General features: G+C 71.5%; 14 protein-coding genes. 10 read left to right on the top strand and 4 right to left on the bottom strand.

All coding sequences use genetic code 11. From position 1 onward, the window contains the following. The first annotated feature begins 4 nt into the window (after nucleotides 1-4). Nucleotides 5-313: a WXG100 family type VII secretion target gene (locus ACGFMM_RS33615; RefSeq protein WP_393650292.1), complete on the top strand. Its 309-nt coding sequence runs from the start codon at nucleotides 5-7 to the stop codon at nucleotides 311-313. Nucleotides 314-381: 68 nt separating this feature from the next. On the opposite strand, the gene ACGFMM_RS33610 is transcribed toward ACGFMM_RS33615, so the two are convergent. Further along, complete coding sequence (locus tag ACGFMM_RS33610) at nucleotides 382-615, bottom strand: DUF397 domain-containing protein (RefSeq protein ID WP_393650291.1); 234 nt, start codon at nucleotides 613-615, stop codon at nucleotides 382-384. Nucleotides 616-780: 165 nt separating this feature from the next. Beyond that, nucleotides 781-4,779: a type VII secretion protein EccCa gene (eccCa, locus tag ACGFMM_RS33605; protein WP_393650290.1), complete on the bottom strand. Its 3,999-nt coding sequence runs from the start codon at nucleotides 4,777-4,779 to the stop codon at nucleotides 781-783. A gap of 156 nt (nucleotides 4,780-4,935) precedes the next feature. Here eccCa and eccD point away from each other — a divergent pair, with 156 nt between their 5' ends. From eccD to ACGFMM_RS33575, 6 genes are all read left to right on the top strand, one after another. Further along, nucleotides 4,936-6,534, top strand: coding sequence for a type VII secretion integral membrane protein EccD (gene eccD, locus ACGFMM_RS33600; RefSeq protein WP_393650289.1), 1,599 nt, complete (start codon nucleotides 4,936-4,938; stop codon nucleotides 6,532-6,534). A 177-nt stretch (nucleotides 6,535-6,711) separates the two neighbouring features. Further along, nucleotides 6,712-7,002 carry a 30S ribosomal protein S15 gene (gene rpsO / locus ACGFMM_RS33595; protein ID WP_393650288.1) on the top strand — a complete coding sequence of 97 codons (291 nt, stop codon included), beginning with the start codon at nucleotides 6,712-6,714 and terminating at the stop codon, nucleotides 7,000-7,002. Between the two features lie 275 nt (nucleotides 7,003-7,277). Beyond that, nucleotides 7,278-9,497, top strand: a complete 2,220-nt coding sequence (locus ACGFMM_RS33590; protein ID WP_393650287.1) for a polyribonucleotide nucleotidyltransferase — start codon at nucleotides 7,278-7,280, stop codon at nucleotides 9,495-9,497. After that, nucleotides 9,494-10,873, top strand: coding sequence for a M16 family metallopeptidase (locus ACGFMM_RS33585; protein ID WP_393650286.1), 1,380 nt, complete (start codon nucleotides 9,494-9,496; stop codon nucleotides 10,871-10,873). Before ACGFMM_RS33590 ends, ACGFMM_RS33585 begins: the two co-directional genes overlap by 4 nt. Before the next feature lie 41 nt (nucleotides 10,874-10,914). Beyond that, entirely contained in the window at nucleotides 10,915-11,667 is a 753-nt protein-coding gene (dapB, locus tag ACGFMM_RS33580; protein ID WP_393650285.1) for a 4-hydroxy-tetrahydrodipicolinate reductase, read from the top strand. A 14-nt stretch (nucleotides 11,668-11,681) separates the two neighbouring features. Then, nucleotides 11,682-12,128 (top strand): hypothetical protein, encoded by a 447-nt coding sequence (locus tag ACGFMM_RS33575; protein WP_393650284.1) that lies wholly within the window; start codon nucleotides 11,682-11,684, stop codon nucleotides 12,126-12,128. 25 nt (nucleotides 12,129-12,153) lie between these two features. Here the strand turns inward: ACGFMM_RS33575 and ACGFMM_RS33570 are convergent, their stop codons facing one another. Both ACGFMM_RS33570 and ACGFMM_RS33565 read right to left on the bottom strand, forming a co-directional pair. Further along, nucleotides 12,154-12,702 carry a hypothetical protein gene (locus ACGFMM_RS33570; protein WP_393650283.1) on the bottom strand — a complete coding sequence of 183 codons (549 nt, stop codon included), beginning with the start codon at nucleotides 12,700-12,702 and terminating at the stop codon, nucleotides 12,154-12,156. Between the two features lie 52 nt (nucleotides 12,703-12,754). Continuing rightward, complete coding sequence (locus tag ACGFMM_RS33565; RefSeq protein ID WP_393650282.1) at nucleotides 12,755-12,991, bottom strand: hypothetical protein; 237 nt, start codon at nucleotides 12,989-12,991, stop codon at nucleotides 12,755-12,757. A gap of 157 nt (nucleotides 12,992-13,148) precedes the next feature. On the opposite strand from ACGFMM_RS33565, the gene thyX reads away from it, so the two are divergent. The 3 genes from thyX to ACGFMM_RS33550 all read left to right on the top strand — a co-directional run bounded on the left by thyX (nucleotide 13,149) and on the right by ACGFMM_RS33550 (nucleotide 16,791). After that, complete coding sequence (gene thyX, locus ACGFMM_RS33560; protein ID WP_393650281.1) at nucleotides 13,149-13,889, top strand: FAD-dependent thymidylate synthase; 741 nt, start codon at nucleotides 13,149-13,151, stop codon at nucleotides 13,887-13,889. Nucleotides 13,890-14,087: 198 nt separating this feature from the next. Continuing rightward, nucleotides 14,088-14,987, top strand: coding sequence for a 4-hydroxy-tetrahydrodipicolinate synthase (gene dapA, locus ACGFMM_RS33555; protein WP_393650280.1), 900 nt, complete (start codon nucleotides 14,088-14,090; stop codon nucleotides 14,985-14,987). A 118-nt stretch (nucleotides 14,988-15,105) separates the two neighbouring features. Then, complete coding sequence (locus ACGFMM_RS33550) at nucleotides 15,106-16,791, top strand: ribonuclease J (protein WP_393650279.1); 1,686 nt, start codon at nucleotides 15,106-15,108, stop codon at nucleotides 16,789-16,791. Nucleotides 16,792-17,111: the final 320 nt, after the last annotated feature.

The raw sequence follows: 17,111 nt of genomic DNA, 5'->3' as shown, positions 1-17,111 counted from the left end.
TCTCATGTCCGGCATCGATCAGAACACCCTGGTCCGTTACGGCAGCGTCCAGGAGATCGCCAACCGCATCCGCGCCGTCTCGCGCAACATCGTCCAGGACCTGGAGGAGATGGACACCGCTCTCCGGATCGTCACCGGCACCTGGGACGGCGAGGCGTATCGCGAGTACGAGATCCTGCAGCGCAAGTACAAGAGGCGGGCCGAGGACATGAGGGCCCGCCTCGACTCCGTCGCGCGGATCGTCGAGCAGGGCAAGGACTGTTACCGCTCCACCGATCTCAAGGCTTCCCGGCTGTTCACCGAGGCCCACTGAAGCAAGCCGCACAACAAAAGGGGCCCCGTCCGGGGCCCCTTCGCGTTCCCTCACCCTCACCCTCACCCTCATCTCAGGTCGAACTCGCCGTCCTTCGCTCCCAGCACGAACGCCGTCCACTCCGCCTCCGTGTACCGCAGCACCGTCTCCGGCTCCAGCGACGACCGCATCGCCACCGCCCCGCCCGGCAGGTACGCGATCTCCACGCGCTCCTCCTCGGGTGTGGTCCCGGGCGCGCCGTGCCATTCCGCGTTGCTGATGTCGAGCGCGTACAGCTCGTCCTTCTCCTGCTGAGTGCCCATCCCGGCAGTCGTCCCCTTCGTCCGTACCGCGTCGCCCGCCTGGTGCGCGCCGTGCCTGTTGCCGTGCGTGTCGACGTGCCTGTCGTCGTGCGGCTCGATTATCCGCGCTCCGATCCTGCCCCATCCCCGCTCACGCGGAACTCGCCCGCCCGCGCCCCGTACCCCCTAAGATCCGCTCCCCACCGGCTGCCAGCCGGTCTGCACCAGCCGTGTCCCGCCTCGGCGCGCCACGTACAACCCCCGCCCGGGCGGCATGGGGCGCGGCCGGGCCGGGCCGAGGAGTTCGCCTTCCGAGGGATCGCCCGAAAGCAGCACGCCTTGCGCGCCGAGTTCCTTCATCCGCTGCAGGAACGGCTCGTACAGCGCGCGCGACGCGCCCGCCGTGTTCCGTGCGACGACGAAGCGGATGCCGGCGTCGCGGGCGAACGGCAGGCAGTCCGCCAGCGGGCCGAGCGGGTTGCCTCCGCTCGTCGCCACCAGGTCGTAGTCGTCGACGAGGACGAACACCTGCGGGCCCGACCACCAGCTCCGGTCCCGTAGTTGTGCCGGCGTGACGTCCGCCGGCGGTCTGCGCCGTTCGAAGACGCCGGCCAGTGCTTCCATGTGCGTGCGCAGCGCGTCGGCCGTCGGCGCGTACTCCAGCAGGTGGCTTTCCGGTACCTCGCCGAGCAGTGTGCGCCGGTAGTCCCCGACCACGATCGCCGCCTCGTCGGGTGCGTACCGCTCCGCGATGCGCCGCGCGATCAGCCGCAGCAGGTTGGTCTTTCCCGACTCGCCGTCGCCCAGGACCAGGAAGAACGGGTCCGACTCGAAGTCGACGAACACGGGGGCCAGATCCGTCTCGTCGAGGCCGAAGGCGAGGCCCCGTTCCGGGAACTCGAACCCCTTCGGCAGTCGTTCCGCAGTCAGCCGCTGCGGCAGCAGCCGTACCGCTGGGGCGGCCGGACCCGTCCACGCGTCCCGTACGGCGGCCACGAGTTCCGCCGCCGTCTCCGACAACTCGTCCGGAACCGCGCCCATCACCGGCGCCGCCGCCATGAAGTGCAGCTTCTCCGGCACCTGCCCCCGCCCCGGCACTCCCGTCGGCACGTTCTCGGCCACCCGCCGGTCGAACTCCGAGTCCATGACGTCCCCGAGCCGCAGCTCCAGCCGGCTCAGCAGCTGGTCCTTGATCCCCGCCCGGACCTCCATGTACCGCGCGGCCGTCAGTACGACGTGGACGCCGAACCCGAGCCCCCGCGCCGCCAGGTCCGCGACCACGGGCTCCAGCGCCTCGTACTCGCTGCGGAACGCCCCCCAGCCGTCCACGACCAGGAACACGTCCCCGTACGCCTCGTCCGGCAGCGCGCCCGCCGCCCGTGCCCGCCGGTACGCGGCCATCGATTCGATGCCGCGCGCCCGGAACAGCTCCTCGCGCCGGTCCAGTACGCCCATGACCTCCGCGACCGTCCGCCGTACCCGCTCGGGGTCCAGCCGCGACGCCACCCCGCCGACGTGCGGCAGGTCCGTGAGGCCCGCCAGCGCGCCGCCGCCGAAGTCCAGTGCGTAGAACTGCGCCTCGCGCGGCGTGTGCGTCAGCGCGAACGACGCGATCAGCGTCCGTACCAGCGTCGACTTGCCGGACCGCGGGCCGCCGACCACCAGCATGTGGCCGGCCGCGCCCGAGAAGTCCCGGTACAGCACTTCGCGCCGCTGCTCGAAGGGCTTGTCGACCAGGCCCAGTGGCACCGTCAGCCCGCCGGGCCGGGTGTACCGCGTCGCCGTCAGGCCCCGGTCCTCGGTCCGCGCGATGCCCGGCAGCACCTGGTCCAGTGCCGGGGCGCGGTCCAGCGGCGGCAGCCACACCTGGTGGGCCGGCACCCCCTGCCCCTCAAGGCCCCGCACGACCACGTCCAGCACGGTGGCCGCGAACGCGTCGTCGGCATCGTTCACCCCGCCGTTCCCGACATCGTTCCCGCCCGCCACAACAGGCACAGGCCCCCTCACAGCCCCCGGCCCCGCCACTGCCATCGGCACCGTCCCCGCCGTGAACAGCGCCGCCCGCGCCACGCCCCCCGCGGCCGCCGGCTCCTGGTGCCGTCCCGGTCCGTACGGGCCCGACACGTACGCCGCCTTGAACCGCACCATCTCGTCCGTGCCGTGCTTCAGATAGCCCGAACCCGGCACCGAAGGCAGGTGGTACGCGTCCGGGACGCCCAGCGCCGTGCGCGACTCCGCCGCCGAGAACGTGCGCAGCCCGATCCGGTACGACAGATACGTGTCGAGGCCGCGCAGCCGGCCTTCCTCCAGGCGCTGCGAGGCCAGCAGCAGATGCACGCCCAGCGAGCGGCCGATCCGTCCGATCTGGATGAACATGTCGATGAACTCAGGTCTGGCGCTGAGCAGTTCGGAGAACTCGTCGATGACGAGCACCAGCGAGGCCAGCGGTTCGAGGGCCGCGCCCGCCGCCCGCGCCCGCTCGTAGTCGTGGATGCCGGCGTAGTTCCCGGCCGCGCGCAAGAGCTCCTGGCGGCGCTGCAGTTCGCCGCGGATCGCGTCGCCCATGCGGTCGACCAGGGTCAGGTCGTCGGCGAGATTGGTGATCACCGCGGCGACGTGCGGCAGCCGGGCCAGGCCCGCGAAGGTCGCGCCGCCCTTGAAGTCCGCGAGAACGAAGTTCAGCGTCTCGGACGGATGCGTCACCGCGAGCCCCAGCACCAGCGTGCGCAGCAGCTCGGACTTGCCCGAGCCGGTCGCGCCGACGCACAGGCCGTGCGGGCCCATGCCGTCCCGCGCCGCCTCCTTCAGGTCCAGCATCACCGGCTGCCCGTCCTCGCCGACCCCGATCGGCACCCGCAGCCGCTCCGCCGCCGCCCGCGGCCGCCGCGACCGGGCTGCCACGTCGCCGGCACGCGCGTCGTCGAGGCCCAGGAGCTCGGCGAAGTCCAGGTCGGCGAGGAGCGGTTCGTCCCCGTTCGCACCGCCCGTCCGCAGCGGTGCGAGCCGCCGGGCCAGCGCCTCCGCGGCCGGCTGCGAGATGCCGTCCGGCAGGCCCTCGTACGCGACGCCCTGCCCGGAGTCGAGCCGCAGCAGCCCCGGCCGGACCTCCGCCGTGAGCCCGCCCGAGCGCCACGGCTCGCCGCCCTCGCCCAGCGACACCACCGTGACGCCCTGCAGACCCTCCGCGCCCGCGCACAGCGAGTCGTGCGGCGCCACGGCGCCGTCGAGCACCACCACGACGTGCGGCCGGTCCAGGAGCGGCGGCGCGTCCCGGCCGAACCGGGGCCGGCCGTCGAGCCGCCCCGCCGAGCGCAGGACCTCCTCCACCTCCGCGAGGTCGTCCCCGAACAGCCGCCGGGTGCCGGCCCCGTCGACCAGCCCCGGGGCCTGCGCGTGCGGCAGCCACTTCACCCAGTCCCACAGCGGCGCCGCGCCCCGCCCCGCGACCACCGCCACCACCAGGTCGTCGGGGGAGTGCAGCGTCGCCAGCTGGCACACCAGCGCCCGTACCGCCGCCCGCGCCGCCTCCGGCTCGCCGGACACCGTCAGCCGCGGGAACGCCCGCAGCGCCACCGCCACCGGCAGCCCGTCCAGCGCGCCGTGCACCGCGAGGAACTGCCGCATCGCGCCCGCGCACAGCGGCTCCAGCTCGTCCACGGGCGCGGTGTCCGGCGCGACCAGGGGCGTGGCGAGCCGCTGCGCGCCGAGCCCCATCCGTACCTGTCCGAAGTCCGGGTCGCCGGGCCGCCGCTCCCACAGCCGCGTGCCCTCGGCCACCACCGCCCACAACTGGTCGGGGGCCGGGTGCAGATACAGCTGGGCGTCGCGCTGCCGCTGCGCGGTCTGCCGCACCGTACGGCGCAGCCGCGCCAGATACGCGAGGTAGTCGCGCCGCGCCTCCGCCGTCTGCCCGTGCGCGCCGCCCCGGTGGCGCACCCACTGGGCGACCGCCATGCCGACCGTCGACACGACCATGAGCACGCCCATGATCCGCATGAAGGGGTGCGCGCCCGGCAGGAAGAAGAAGACCGCCGACGAGCCCATGCCGAGCAGCGGCAGCAGCTGCATCAGCAACGACTCGCGCTCCTGGCGGGGGAGTTCCGGCGGCGGCTGGAGGAGCAGCTCCCCGCCGGGGACCTCGGGCGGGTACGCCCTCGGCGGACGCTTGACCACGATCTGGCTCACCGGAGCATCAATCCCTCGTGAATCCCTCGTGCTTGGCGTGCGGAGACGAGACGGCGATCCTACTGACCGGGCCGCGTGCCGCCCCCCGGTAGGGTGACGCGCGCAACGTGCGCGACCGCGAACGACCGTGAACGACGGCGAACCAGGGGGGCCGCAGTGAGTACGACCGCGCCGACCGGCGGCTCCGGCCACACAAACCACGCCGCCCACACCAGCCACACAAACCACGCCGTCCACACCGTCCACCCCGGCTACTGCCGCGTCACCGTCGTCGCCCCCGACGGCCGCGTCGACGTCTCGCTCCCCGCCGACCTCGCCGTCGCCGACGTGTACCCGGAGGTCCTGCGGCTCGTCGGCCGCCCCCAGCCCCCGGGCACGCCCACCGGCCACCACCTGGTCCGCCCGGACGGAACCGTCCTCGACGGCGCGCGCACCCTCGCGGAGCAGCGGGTCCTCGACGGCGAACTGCTCGCGCTCCGCCCGTTCGCCCAGTCCCTGCCGCCCGCGGTCTTCGACGACGTCGCCGACGCGGTCGCCTCCGCCGTCACCCGCGACCGCCGGCTGTGGGGCCCGCAGGCGCTGCGCGCCGCCGGCCTCGGCGCGGGCGTCCTGCTGCTCGTCCTCCTCGCCCCGGTCCTCTGGTACGCCGAGCCGGTCCGGCACGACATGCACGGCCTGCCCGGCCTCGTCGCCGGCGTCCTCGGCGTGCTGCTGACCGCCTTCGCCGGTGTGCGCGCCCGGGTGTACGAGGACCGGGGTTCCGCCGTCGCCACAGGTTCGGCCGCGCTGCCGCTGCTGATGCTCGCGGGCTCGGGGCTCGTCGCGCCGCACCCCGGGGAGGGGCCGGGCCGGCTGCAGTTCCTGCTGGGCTGTGTGACCGTCCTCGTCGCCTCCGTCGTCCTGGTGGCGCTGCTGCCGGACGGCGACGCGCCGTTCGTCGCGGCCGTCGTCCTCGCCGCGACCGGCACCCTGGCCGCCTTCGCCGCGATCCTCACCGGCGCGTCCCCCGCCGCGGCCGCCGCCGTGTGCGCCCCGGCCGCGATCGGTCTCGTCGCCTTCCTGCCCGGCCTGTCCGTCCGCTTCGCCCGCCTCCCCGTCGGCCACGTCTCCCCGCGTGCGGGGATCGACCCGTACGCCCCCGGCGCGCTTCCGTACGCCTCAGGCGCAGGTCCCTACGCCCCCGGCGTCGACCCGTACGCCGACCGCACCGCGTACGGCCCGGTCCCGGCCACCGCCCCCGTCACCCCCCTGGGCGTCCCCGTCGACGCCGAACGCATCGCCCGGCAGGCCCGCCGCGGCCACGAACTGCTGCTCGGGCTGCTCGGCGGCTGCGCCGGCGTCGTCGTGGGCGCAGCCGCCGCCCTGAGCCTCGCCCCCGAGGCGGGCACCCCGTCCCGGCTGCTCGCACTGGCCGCAGGCCTCGCGCTTCTGCTGCGGGCGCGCCTCTTCCGCCGCACCGCCCAGGTCGCCTGCGCCCTCGCGGCGGGGCTCGCCGTCCTCGCCCTGCTGATCACCGGCCTCGCCCTGGACCTGCCCGCCGATCAGCCGGAGATCCGTATCATCTGGCTGACCGCGGCCGTCGCCGCCGGCGCGGCCCTGTTCACGGCCGTCGGGCTGATCGTCCCGGCCAAGGGCCTCTCGCCCTTCTGGGGGCGGGTCACCGACCTCGCCGAGGGCGCGGTACTGCTGAGCCTCGTACCGCTCGGTCTCGCCGTCCTCGACCTGTACGAGGCCGCCCGCTCCCTCGCGACCTGAGGCTGGTACGCTGTGTGACGGCCGTTTGTGTACGCGCTTCCGGGATGTCCTTCGAAGATCCTTCGAGGACTCTGGGAGCAGCGCCCATCGCGCCTTCGCCTCCGAGTCACGGAAGCCCCCCTGAGAAGCAGACCAGGGGCACTCGTGGGCGCATCGAATCACTCAAGAGGAGTACGCGTGGCTCTCGACGCCGCTACGAAGAAGCAGATCATGGGCGAGTTCGGCACCAAGGAGGGCGACACCGGCTCCCCCGAGGTCCAGGTCGCGATGCTGTCCCGCCGCATCTCTGACCTGACCGAGCACCTCAAGGCCCACAAGCACGACCACCACTCCCGTCGTGGTCTGCTGATCCTGGTCGGTCAGCGCCGCCGCCTGCTGCAGTACCTGGCCAAGAAGGACATCCAGCGCTTCCGTGCCCTGGTCGACCGCCTGGGCATCCGCCGCGGTGCGGCCGGCGGCGCCAAGTAAGCTGCCGTGAAGGGAGCGGTTCCCACTTTCAGGGGGCCGCTCCCTTTGCTGTACGTGCGCAAAGTGCCGACCGGCAATTAGTCTGGTCACACAACGCCACACCCGCGCGAGAAGCAGCCGGCACGCCGCCGGTCCTCGGTAGTGGCCCCCGGACCCTCATCCCCGGGTGCTTCGATCGAAGACCGGCCCGCCTCAGAGCGCTTCTCCCGCACCGTCCCCCGCCACACGGGCGCGCGGACGGGAAAGACGAAAAGACGACGTAGGAGAAACCGCTAGTGGAGAACGAGACCCACTACGCCGAGGCCGTGATCGACAACGGCACCTTCGGCACCCGCACCATCCGTTTCGAGACGGGCCGCCTGGCCCGTCAGGCCGCCGGCTCCGCCGTGGCCTACCTGGACGACGACACCATGGTGCTGTCGGCCACCACCGCCTCGAAGAAGCCCAAGGACCAGCTCGACTTCTTCCCCCTGACGGTCGACGTCGAGGAGCGGATGTACGCGGCCGGCAAGATCCCCGGCTCCTTCTTCCGCCGCGAGGGCCGGCCCTCCGAGGACGCGATCCTCACCTGCCGCCTGATCGACCGCCCGCTGCGCCCGTCCTTCAAGAAGGGCCTGCGCAACGAGATCCAGGTCGTCGCGACGATCATGGCGCTCAACCCCGACCACCTGTACGACGTGATCGCGATCAACGCCGCGTCCGCGTCCACCCAGCTGGCCGGTCTGCCCTTCTCCGGCCCGATCGGCGGCGTCCGCGTCGCGCTGATCCAGGGCCAGTGGGTCGCGTTCCCGACCCACACCGAGCTCGAGGACGCCGTCTTCGACATGGTCGTCGCCGGCCGTGTCCTGGAGGACGGCGACATCGCGATCATGATGGTCGAGGCCGAGGCCACCGAGCAGACGATCCAGCTGGTCAAGGGCGGCGCCGAGGCGCCGACCGAGGAGGTCGTCGCCGCCGGCCTGGAGGCCGCGAAGCCGTTCATCCGGGTCCTGTGCAAGGCCCAGGCCGACCTCGCCGCCAAGGCCGCCAAGCCCGAGGGCGAGTTCCCGGTCTTCCTGGACTACCAGGACGACGTGTACGCCGCGCTCTCCGACGCCGTCCGCGGCGAGCTGGCCCAGGCGCTGACCATCGCCGGCAAGCAGGACCGCGAGGCCGAGCTGGACCGCGTCAAGGAGGTGGCCGCCGAGAAGCTGCTGCCGGCCTTCGAGGGCCGCGAGAAGGAGATCTCCGCCGCCTACCGCTCCCTGACCAAGGCCCTGGTGCGCGAGCGCGTCATCAAGGACAAGGTCCGCATCGACGGCCGCGGGATCACGGACATCCGTACCCTGGCCGCCGAGGTCGAGGCGATCCCGCGGGTGCACGGCTCCGCGCTGTTCGAGCGTGGCGAGACCCAGATCCTGGGCATCACCACCCTCAACATGCTCCGCATGGAGCAGCAGCTGGACACCCTCTCCCCGGTGACCCGCAAGCGCTACATGCACAACTACAACTTCCCGCCGTACTCCGTCGGTGAGACCGGCCGCGTGGGCTCGCCCAAGCGCCGCGAGATCGGCCACGGCGCGCTCGCCGAGCGCGCCATCGTGCCGGTGCTGCCGACCCGCGAGGAGTTCCCCTACGCGATCCGCCAGGTGTCCGAGGCGCTCGGCTCCAACGGTTCGACGTCCATGGGCTCGGTCTGCGCCTCCACCATGTCGCTGCTGAACGCCGGTGTGCCGCTGAAGGCCCCCGTCGCCGGCATCGCCATGGGTCTGATCTCTCAGGAGATCGACGGCCAGACGCACTACGTCGCCCTCACCGACATCCTCGGTGCGGAGGACGCCTTCGGCGACATGGACTTCAAGGTCGCCGGTACGAAGGAGTTCGTCACCGCCCTCCAGCTCGACACCAAGCTGGACGGCATCCCGGCCTCCGTCCTGGCCGCGGCCCTCAAGCAGGCCCGCGACGCCCGCCTCCACATCCTCGACGTGATGATGGAAGCGATCGACACCCCGGACGAGATGTCCCCCAACGCCCCGCGGATCATCACCGTGAAGATCCCCGTGGACAAGATCGGCGAGGTCATCGGCCCCAAGGGCAAGATGATCAACCAGATCCAGGAGGACACCGGCGCCGAGATCACGATCGAGGACGACGGCACCATCTACATCGGCGCCGCCGACGGCCCGGCCGCCGAGGCCGCCCGCGCCACGATCAACGGCATCGCCAACCCGACCATGCCGGAGGTCGGCGAGCGCTACCTGGGCACGGTCGTCAAGACCACCACCTTCGGTGCGTTCGTCTCCCTGCTCCCGGGCAAGGACGGCCTGCTGCACATCTCGCAGATCCGCAAGCTCGCCGGCGGCAAGCGCGTGGAGAACGTCGAGGACGTGCTGCCGGTCGGCTCCAAGGTCCAGGTCGAGATCGCCGAGATCGACCAGCGCGGCAAGCTCTCCCTGATCCCGGTGATCGCGGACGAGGACGGCGCCGAGGCCGACAAGGACGACACCGAGCAGTGACGTCCCGTAGTTCCGTGACGACGGCCCGCCCCTCTTCGGAGGGGCGGGCCGTCGCCCGTACCCAAACACTGCTCAAGGGCAAGGACGGCATCGGCACCGTCCGCCGCACCACCCTGCCCGGGGGACTGCGGATCGTCACCGAGACCCTGCCGTCCGTCCGCTCCGCCACCTTCGGCATCTGGGCGCACGTCGGCTCGCGCGACGAGACCCCGGCCCTCAACGGCGCCACGCACTACCTGGAGCACCTCCTCTTCAAGGGCACCCGCAGGCGGTCCGCCCTCGACATCTCCTCCGCGATCGACGCGGTCGGCGGCGAGATGAACGCCTTCACGGCGAAGGAGTACACCTGCTACTACGCGCGGGTCCTCGACACCGACCTGCCGCTGGCGATCGACATCGTCTGCGACATGCTCACCGGCTCGCTGATCCTGCCCGAGGACGTGGACGCCGAGCGCGGCGTCATCCTCGAGGAGATCGCGATGACCGAGGACGACCCGGGCGACGTGGTGCACGACCTGTTCGCCAAGACGATGTTCGGCGACACCCCGCTGGGCCGCCCGGTCCTCGGCACCGTCGACACCGTCGAGGCCCTCGACCGCGACCGGATCGCCCGCTTCTACAAGAAGCACTACGACCCGACGCACCTGGTCGTGGCCGCCGCCGGCAACGTCGACCACGCCACGGTCGTCCGCCAGGTCCGCCGCGCCTTCGAGAAGGCCGGCGCCCTCGGCCGTACGGACGCGGCTCCGATCGCCCCGCGCGACGGGCACCGCACCATCCGTACGGCGGGCCGCGTCGAGCACCTGAACCGCCGCACCGAGCAGGCGCACGTCGTCCTCGGCATGCCGGGCCTGCCCCGCACCGACGACCGCCGCTGGGCCCTCGGCGTGCTGAACACCGCGCTGGGCGGCGGCATGTCGTCGCGGCTGTTCCAGGAGGTCCGCGAGAAGCGCGGCCTGGCCTACAGCGTGTACTCGTACACCTCCGGCTTCGCCGACTGCGGCCTGTTCGGCGTGTACGCGGGCTGCCGCCCCAACCAGATCCACGACGTGCTCGGGATCTGCCGGGAGGAGCTGTACAAGGTCGCCCAGGACGGCATCACGGACGAGGAACTCACCCGTGCCGTCGGCCAGCTCTCCGGCTCCACGGTCCTCGGCCTGGAGGACACCGGCGCGCTGATGAACCGCATCGGCAAGAGCGAGCTGTGCTGGGGCACCCAGATGTCCGTGGACGACATGCTCGCCCGGATGGCCGCGGTGACCCCGGACGACGTGAAGGCGGTGGCGGCCGACATCCTGGGACAGCGTCCCTCGCTGGCGGTCATAGGCCCGCTGAAGGACAAGCAGGCGGCACGCCTGCAGGAATCGGTCGCGTAGGGACCCCCGGGTCCCTCGTGGGAACGAAGAGAGTCGGAGCGATGAGCAAGCTGCGCGTGGCGGTACTCGGCGCCAAGGGCCGGATCGGCTCGGAGGCCGTACGGGCCGTGGAGTCCGCCGAGGACATGGAACTGGTCGCGGCCCTGGGCCGGGGCGACGAACTGGAGACCCTCACGGAGACCGGCGCCCAGGTCGTGGTCGAGCTGACCACCCCGGACTCGGTGATGGCGAACCTCGACTACTGCCTGCGCCACGGCATCCACGCCGTCGTCGGCACCACCGGCTGGAACGAGGACCGCCTCGCGCAGCTGAACACCTGGCTCGCCGCCTCCCCGGAGACCGGTGTGCTCATCGCGCCGAACTTCTCCATCGGCGCGGTCCTCACCATGAAGTTCGCGCAGATCGCGGCCCCGTACTTCGAGTCCGTCGAGGTCGTCGAACTGCACCACCCGAACAAGGTGGACGCCCCCTCCGGCACCGCCACCCGCACCGCCCAGCTGATCGCCGAGGCCCGTGCCGCGGCCGGTCTGGGCGCCCAGCCGGACGCCACCGCGACCGCCCTGCCCGGCGCGCGCGGCGCGGACGTCGACGGAGTCCCGGTGCACGCGGTGCGCCTGAGGGGCCTGCTGGCCCACCAGGAGGTGCTGCTCGGCGGCGAGGGCGAGACGCTGACGGTCCGTCATGACTCGCTGCACCACAGCAGCTTCATGCCCGGCATCCTGCTCGGCGCGCGCCGCGTGGTCACGACTCCCGGCCTCACCTTCGGCCTGGAACACTTCCTGGACCTGGGCTGAGGCGGCCGGCGGTCATGGGCGGAAAGATCACGTACTTCTTCCTCGCCACCGTGCTGGTGCTCGTCTTCGGCGTGGTGGCGATGGAGGGCGTGCTGCTCCTGCTGACGGGGGAGCCGGCGGCGATGGGCATGGGCGCGGTGGCGTTTCTGCTGCCCTGTGTCGGCGCGTGGTTCCTCTGGCAGAACACCCGGTTCGCGCGACGAGCGCACCGGCTGGCGGCGGAGCTGGAGGCCGAGGGCGGCCTGCCGGTCGACGACCTGGCCCGTACCCCGGGCGGCCGGATCGACCGGGACTCCGCGGACGAGGTCTTCGCGCGCCGCAAGGCCGAGACCGAGGACTCCCCGGAGGACTGGCGCTGCTGGTTCCGGCTGGCGGTCGCCTACCACGACGCCCGGGACACCCCGCGCGCCCGCAAGGCGATGCAGCGGGCGATCGCCCTGCACGAGGGCCGTACGGCGTAGGGCCGGTGTCCCGGCCTTCGAACCCCTAACGCGCTCCCGCGTACTCCGCGTTCCAGGCCTCGACGGTGTCCGTGGCGCGGTCGAAGGCCTCGACGCGGGAGAGGAAGTCGGCGCTGTGGTCGGTGAGCAGCGGCTGCTGCTCACCGTCCCGGCGCACGTACACCAGCGCCTGGCCCTGCACCGTGCGGGGCAGCCCCAGCCAGCGCACCGGCATCTGCACGGTGCGCAGGCCGCTGACGGTGTGCCACGGCACGGTCGTGGTGGAGAGCATCCGCACGTGCCGCAGGCCGTTCCGGCTCACCCAGGTGCCCACGCGGAGCAGCCGCAGCGCGGCGGCGATGATCAGCGCGGCGAGACCGAAGGTGACGGCCGCGCCGGCCAGCGTTCCGGTGGCGGTGATGATCACGGCCGCGAGGAGCACGAACGAGGCGAGGAGCAGCGCCAGCGCCGCTGCCCCGACCCGCCAGGGGCCGGGCCGGTACGGCCGCCGCCAGGTGTCGTGGTCGTCGAAGGGCAGCGCGATGTCGTCATCGGCGTCGAAAGCGCGGTCGGCCGTCAGAAAGGGCAGGGGCACGACAGGTCCTCACTCACAAGCACGTTCGGTGGCTGTGCCCGGTGAGGCTACCTCAGCGGCCGTCGGACGCTTCGGACTGTGCCTGGCGGGCGGGGGAGCTGCCGGTCTCCAGGGCCGGCATCCCGAAGAGCAGCGAGCCGACGAGACCGGCGACGACGGTCAGCCCGATCAGCGTACGGCCCAGCAGTTGGGAGGGCCGCAGGCGCTCACGGGGCGGCGGAGTGACGTTACTGCGGAAGCTGTCGGCCTCGGCGACGAACGCGAACGGTACGGCTTCCCGGCGCGGCATGAGGGGCCACTCTCCTCGTCTTGGTGCGGGTGTCATCGGTACAGACGAGCGAAGCGAGGCGTAGGTGCCGTTTTTTCATCAAAGCGGCCGAATCTCATCCTCAGGTACGACGTCGTTAGAGTGGGCGACGGAAACAGCCAGGCTGGAAGGACCACAGGTGACCGACACCCCCGCAGAGAACGTCAAGATCGAACTGAGGAGCGACGTCACCGTCGAGCTGGTCAAGAGCGCGGCCTCGGACTCCGACGTCCTGTGGGCGGCCCGGGTGTCCACCGCGGGCGAGCAGTCCCTGGAGGAGCTCCAGAAGGACCCCGAGCGTTCCAAGGGTCTGATCAACTTCCTGATGCGGGACCGCCACGGCAGCCCCTTCGAGCACAACTCGATGACGTTCTTCATCAGCGCCCCGATCTTCGTGTTCCGCGAGTTCATGCGGCACCGGGTCGGCTGGTCGTACAACGAGGAGTCGGGCCGCTATAGGGAGCTTCAGCCGGTCTTCTACGTGCCCGGCACCGACCGCAAGCTGGTCCAGGAGGGCCGCCCGGGCAAGTACGTCTTCGTCGACGGCACCGAGGAGCAGCACCGGCTGGTCGAGCGCACCATGGACGACTCGTACCGGCAGGCCTACGCGCAGTACCAGGAGATGCTGGCCGCCGGCGTGGCCCGCGAGGTCGCCCGCGCGGTGCTGCCGGTGGGCCTGTACTCGTCCATGTACGCCACCTGCAACGCGCGCTCCCTGATGCACTTCCTGGGCCTGCGCACCCAGCACGAGCTGGCCGCGGTGCCGTCGTTCCCGCAGCGGGAGATCGAGATGGTCGGCGAGAAGATGGAGGAGCACTGGGCCCGGCTGATGCCGCTCACGTATGCCGCCTTCAACAAGAACGGCCGCGTCGCCCCGTAGGACCGCACGTCCGTCCCTTGGGGCACGTATGTCCGATCAGCCACCTGAAGTGTCCGGATTGCGACGTTTCACGAAGTTCATCTAGGCTGATCAAACGGACCCGGCACTGCTTGAACCCCCGAGCAGGCAGTGCCGGGCTCCCTCTATCCCGTCCCCCGAGGGGACACCGTGCGCTGAGCAGCGAGTAGCGTGTGACCCATGGCTCCGATCTCCACTCCGCAGACCCCCTTCGGGCGGGTCCTCACCGCCATGGTCACGCCCTTCACGGCTGACGGCGCACTTGACCTCGACGGTGCCCAGCGACTCGCCGCCCACCTGGTCGAGGCCGGCAACGACGGCCTCGTCGTCAACGGCACCACCGGCGAGTCGCCCACCACCTCCGACGCGGAGAAATCGCAGCTCGTACGCGCCGTCCTGGAGGCCGTGGGCGACCGTGCCCACGTCGTCGCCGGCATCGGCACCAACGACACCCACCACAGCATCGAGCTGGCCCGCACCGCCGAGCGCGACGGCGCACACGGCCTGCTCGCGGTCACGCCGTACTACAACAAGCCCCCGCAGGAGGGCCTGTACCGGCACTTCTCGGCCATCGCCGACGCCACCGGGCTGCCGGTGATGCTGTACGACATCCCCGGCCGCAGCGGCGTCCCGATCGAGACCGACACCCTGGTCCGGCTCGCCGAGCACCCGCGGATCGTCGCCAACAAGGACGCCAAGGGCGACCTCGGCCAGGCCAGCTGGGCCATCGCTCGCAGCGGCCTCGCCTGGTACTCCGGCGACGACATGCTCAACCTGCCGCTCCTCTCCGTCGGCGCGGTCGGTTTCGTCTCCGTCGTCGGCCACCTGGTCTCCCCGGACCTCCGGGCCCTGCTCGACGCCCACCTCAGCGGCGACGTCCAGAAGGCCACCGAGATCCACCAGAAGCTGCTCCCGGTCTACACGGGCATGTTCCGGACCCAGGGCGTCATGACCACCAAGGCCGCCCTCGCCCTCCAGGGCCTCCCGGCCGGCCCGCTGCGCGCGCCGCTCGTCGAGCTCTCCGCCGAGGAGACCGCCCGGCTGAGGCTCGATCTGGCCGCCGGCGGGGTACAGCTCTGAGTACAGACTTCACAACTGAATAGATGATCTTCGGATCACGACTGACCTAGCAAGTGCACGAATGTCACGCGCGCCACGTGCCCGAGCGGTACGTGGCGCGTGTGGTGAGGAGAGTCTTTTGAGTCATCCGCACCCTGAACTCGGCGCCCCGCCGAAGCTCCCCGAGAACGGTCTGCGCGTCACCCCGCTCGGCGGGCTGGGCGAGATCGGCCGGAACATGACGGTCTTCGAATTCGGCGGCCGTCTGCTGATCGTCGACTGCGGCGTGCTCTTCCCCGAGGAGGAGCAGCCCGGCGTCGATCTGATCCTGCCGGACTTCAGCACGCTGCGGGACCGCCTCGACGACATCGAGGGCATCGTCCTGACCCACGGCCACGAGGACCACATCGGCGGCGTGCCGTACCTCCTGCGCCTCAAGCCCGACATCCCGCTGATCGGCTCCAAGCTGACCCTCGCCCTGATCGAGGCCAAGCTCCAGGAGCACCGCATCCGCCCCTACACCCTCGAGGTGGAGGAGGGACAGCGCGAGCAGCTCGGATCCTTCGACTGCGAGTTCATCGCGGTCAACCACTCCATCCCGGACGCCCTGGCCGTGGCCATCCGCACTCCCGCGGGCATGGTCGTCGCCACCGGCGACTTCAAGATGGACCAGCTCCCGCTGGACGGCCGGCTCACGGACCTGCACGCGTTCGCGCGTCTGAGCGAGGAGGGCATCGACCTCCTCCTCTCGGACTCCACGAACGCCGAGGTCCCGGGCTTCGTCCCGCCCGAGCGCGACATCTCCAACGTCCTGCGCACGGTCTTCGCGAACGCCCAGAAGCGGATCATCGTGGCCAGCTTCGCCAGCCACGTGCACCGCATCCAGCAGATCCTCGACGCCGCCCACGAGTACGGCCGCCGGGTCGCCTTCGTCGGCCGCTCGATGGTCCGCAACATGGGCATCGCCCGCGACCTGGGCTACCTGCGGGTCCCCGCCGGTCTCGTCGTGGACGTGAAGACCCTGGACGACCTGCCGGACGACGAGGTCGTGCTGGTCTGCACCGGCTCCCAGGGCGAGCCCATGGCGGCCCTGTCGCGCATGGCCAACCGCGACCACCAGATCCGGATCGTCCCCGGCGACACCGTGATCCTGGCGTCCTCGCTGATCCCCGGCAACGAGAACGCGGTCTACCGCGTGATCAACGGCCTCAGCCGCTGGGGCGCCAACGTGGTCCACAAGGGCAACGCCAAGGTGCACGTCTCGGGCCACGCCTCGGCCGGCGAGCTGCTGTACTTCTACAACATCTGCCGCCCGAAGAACCTGATGCCGGTCCACGGCGAATGGCGTCACCTGCGCGCCAACGCCGAGCTCGGCGCCATGACGGGGATCCCGAAGGACCACATCGTCATCGCCGAGGACGGCGTCGTCGTCGACCTCGTCGACGGCAAGGCCCGCATCGTCGGCAAGGTCCAGGCCGGTTACGTGTACGTCGACGGCCTCTCGGTCGGCGACGTCACGGAGTCCTCCCTGAAGGACCGCCGGATCCTCGGCGAGGAGGGCATCATCTCGGTCTTCGTCGTCGTCGACTCGACGACCGGCAAGATCGTCGGTGGCCCGCACCTCCACGCCCGCGGCTCCGGCATCGAGGACTCGGCGTTCTCCGCCGTGATCCCGAAGGTCGAGGAGGCGCTGAACAAGTCGGCCCAGGACGGCGTGGTCGAGCCCCACCAGCTCCAGCAGCTGATCCGTCGCAGCATCGGCAAGTGGGTCTCCGACACCTACCGCCGGCGCCCGATGATCCTGCCGGTCGTGGTCGAGGTCTGACCCACCCTCAGGGACCGCCAGGGCCCGAACCCGGAGCGGAGCGCCTCGATTTGCATCCGAGCGCTCCGCTCCAGTACGTTTACGGCTCCGCCTGACCGGGAACCCGGCGCCGTCGTGCGCAAGAACGGGGACACCGGGAGGGGCGGGAAATCCGACTCAGATCATCTGATAAAGTCGGAGCCGCCGAAAGGGAAAGCGCCGAAAAGCGAATTCCCGGAAGGCAAACCCGCTCCAGCGGGTGGCAGAAACGGAAAACGGATCTGCTAAGCTGGAAACACGAAAGACCGAAGGGAAAAGCCCGGAGGAAAGCCCGAGAGGGT

The sequence above is a fragment of the Streptomyces sp. NPDC048604 genome (assembly GCF_043199435.1).
Taxonomy (GTDB): domain Bacteria; phylum Actinomycetota; class Actinomycetes; order Streptomycetales; family Streptomycetaceae; genus Streptomyces.
The sequence above is the reverse complement of the archived record's forward strand: the minus strand, read 5'-3'. Positions and strand labels throughout refer to the sequence as shown.

Bases quoted from the DNA above. Each gene is read 5' to 3' on its own strand.
- dapB (WP_393650285.1), top strand. From the start codon at position 10,915: ATGAGCAAGCTGCGCGTGGCGGTACTCGGCGCCAAGGGCCGGATCGGC.
- ACGFMM_RS33575 (WP_393650284.1), top strand. From the start codon at position 11,682: ATGGGCGGAAAGATCACGTACTTCTTCCTCGCCACCGTGCTGGTGCTC.
- ACGFMM_RS33610 (WP_393650291.1), bottom strand. From the start codon at position 615: ATGGGCACTCAGCAGGAGAAGGACGAGCTGTACGCGCTCGACATCAGC.
- dapA (WP_393650280.1), top strand. From the start codon at position 14,088: ATGGCTCCGATCTCCACTCCGCAGACCCCCTTCGGGCGGGTCCTCACC.
- ACGFMM_RS33565 (WP_393650282.1), bottom strand. From the start codon at position 12,991: ATGCCGCGCCGGGAAGCCGTACCGTTCGCGTTCGTCGCCGAGGCCGAC.
- ACGFMM_RS33615 (WP_393650292.1), top strand. From the start codon at position 5: ATGTCCGGCATCGATCAGAACACCCTGGTCCGTTACGGCAGCGTCCAG.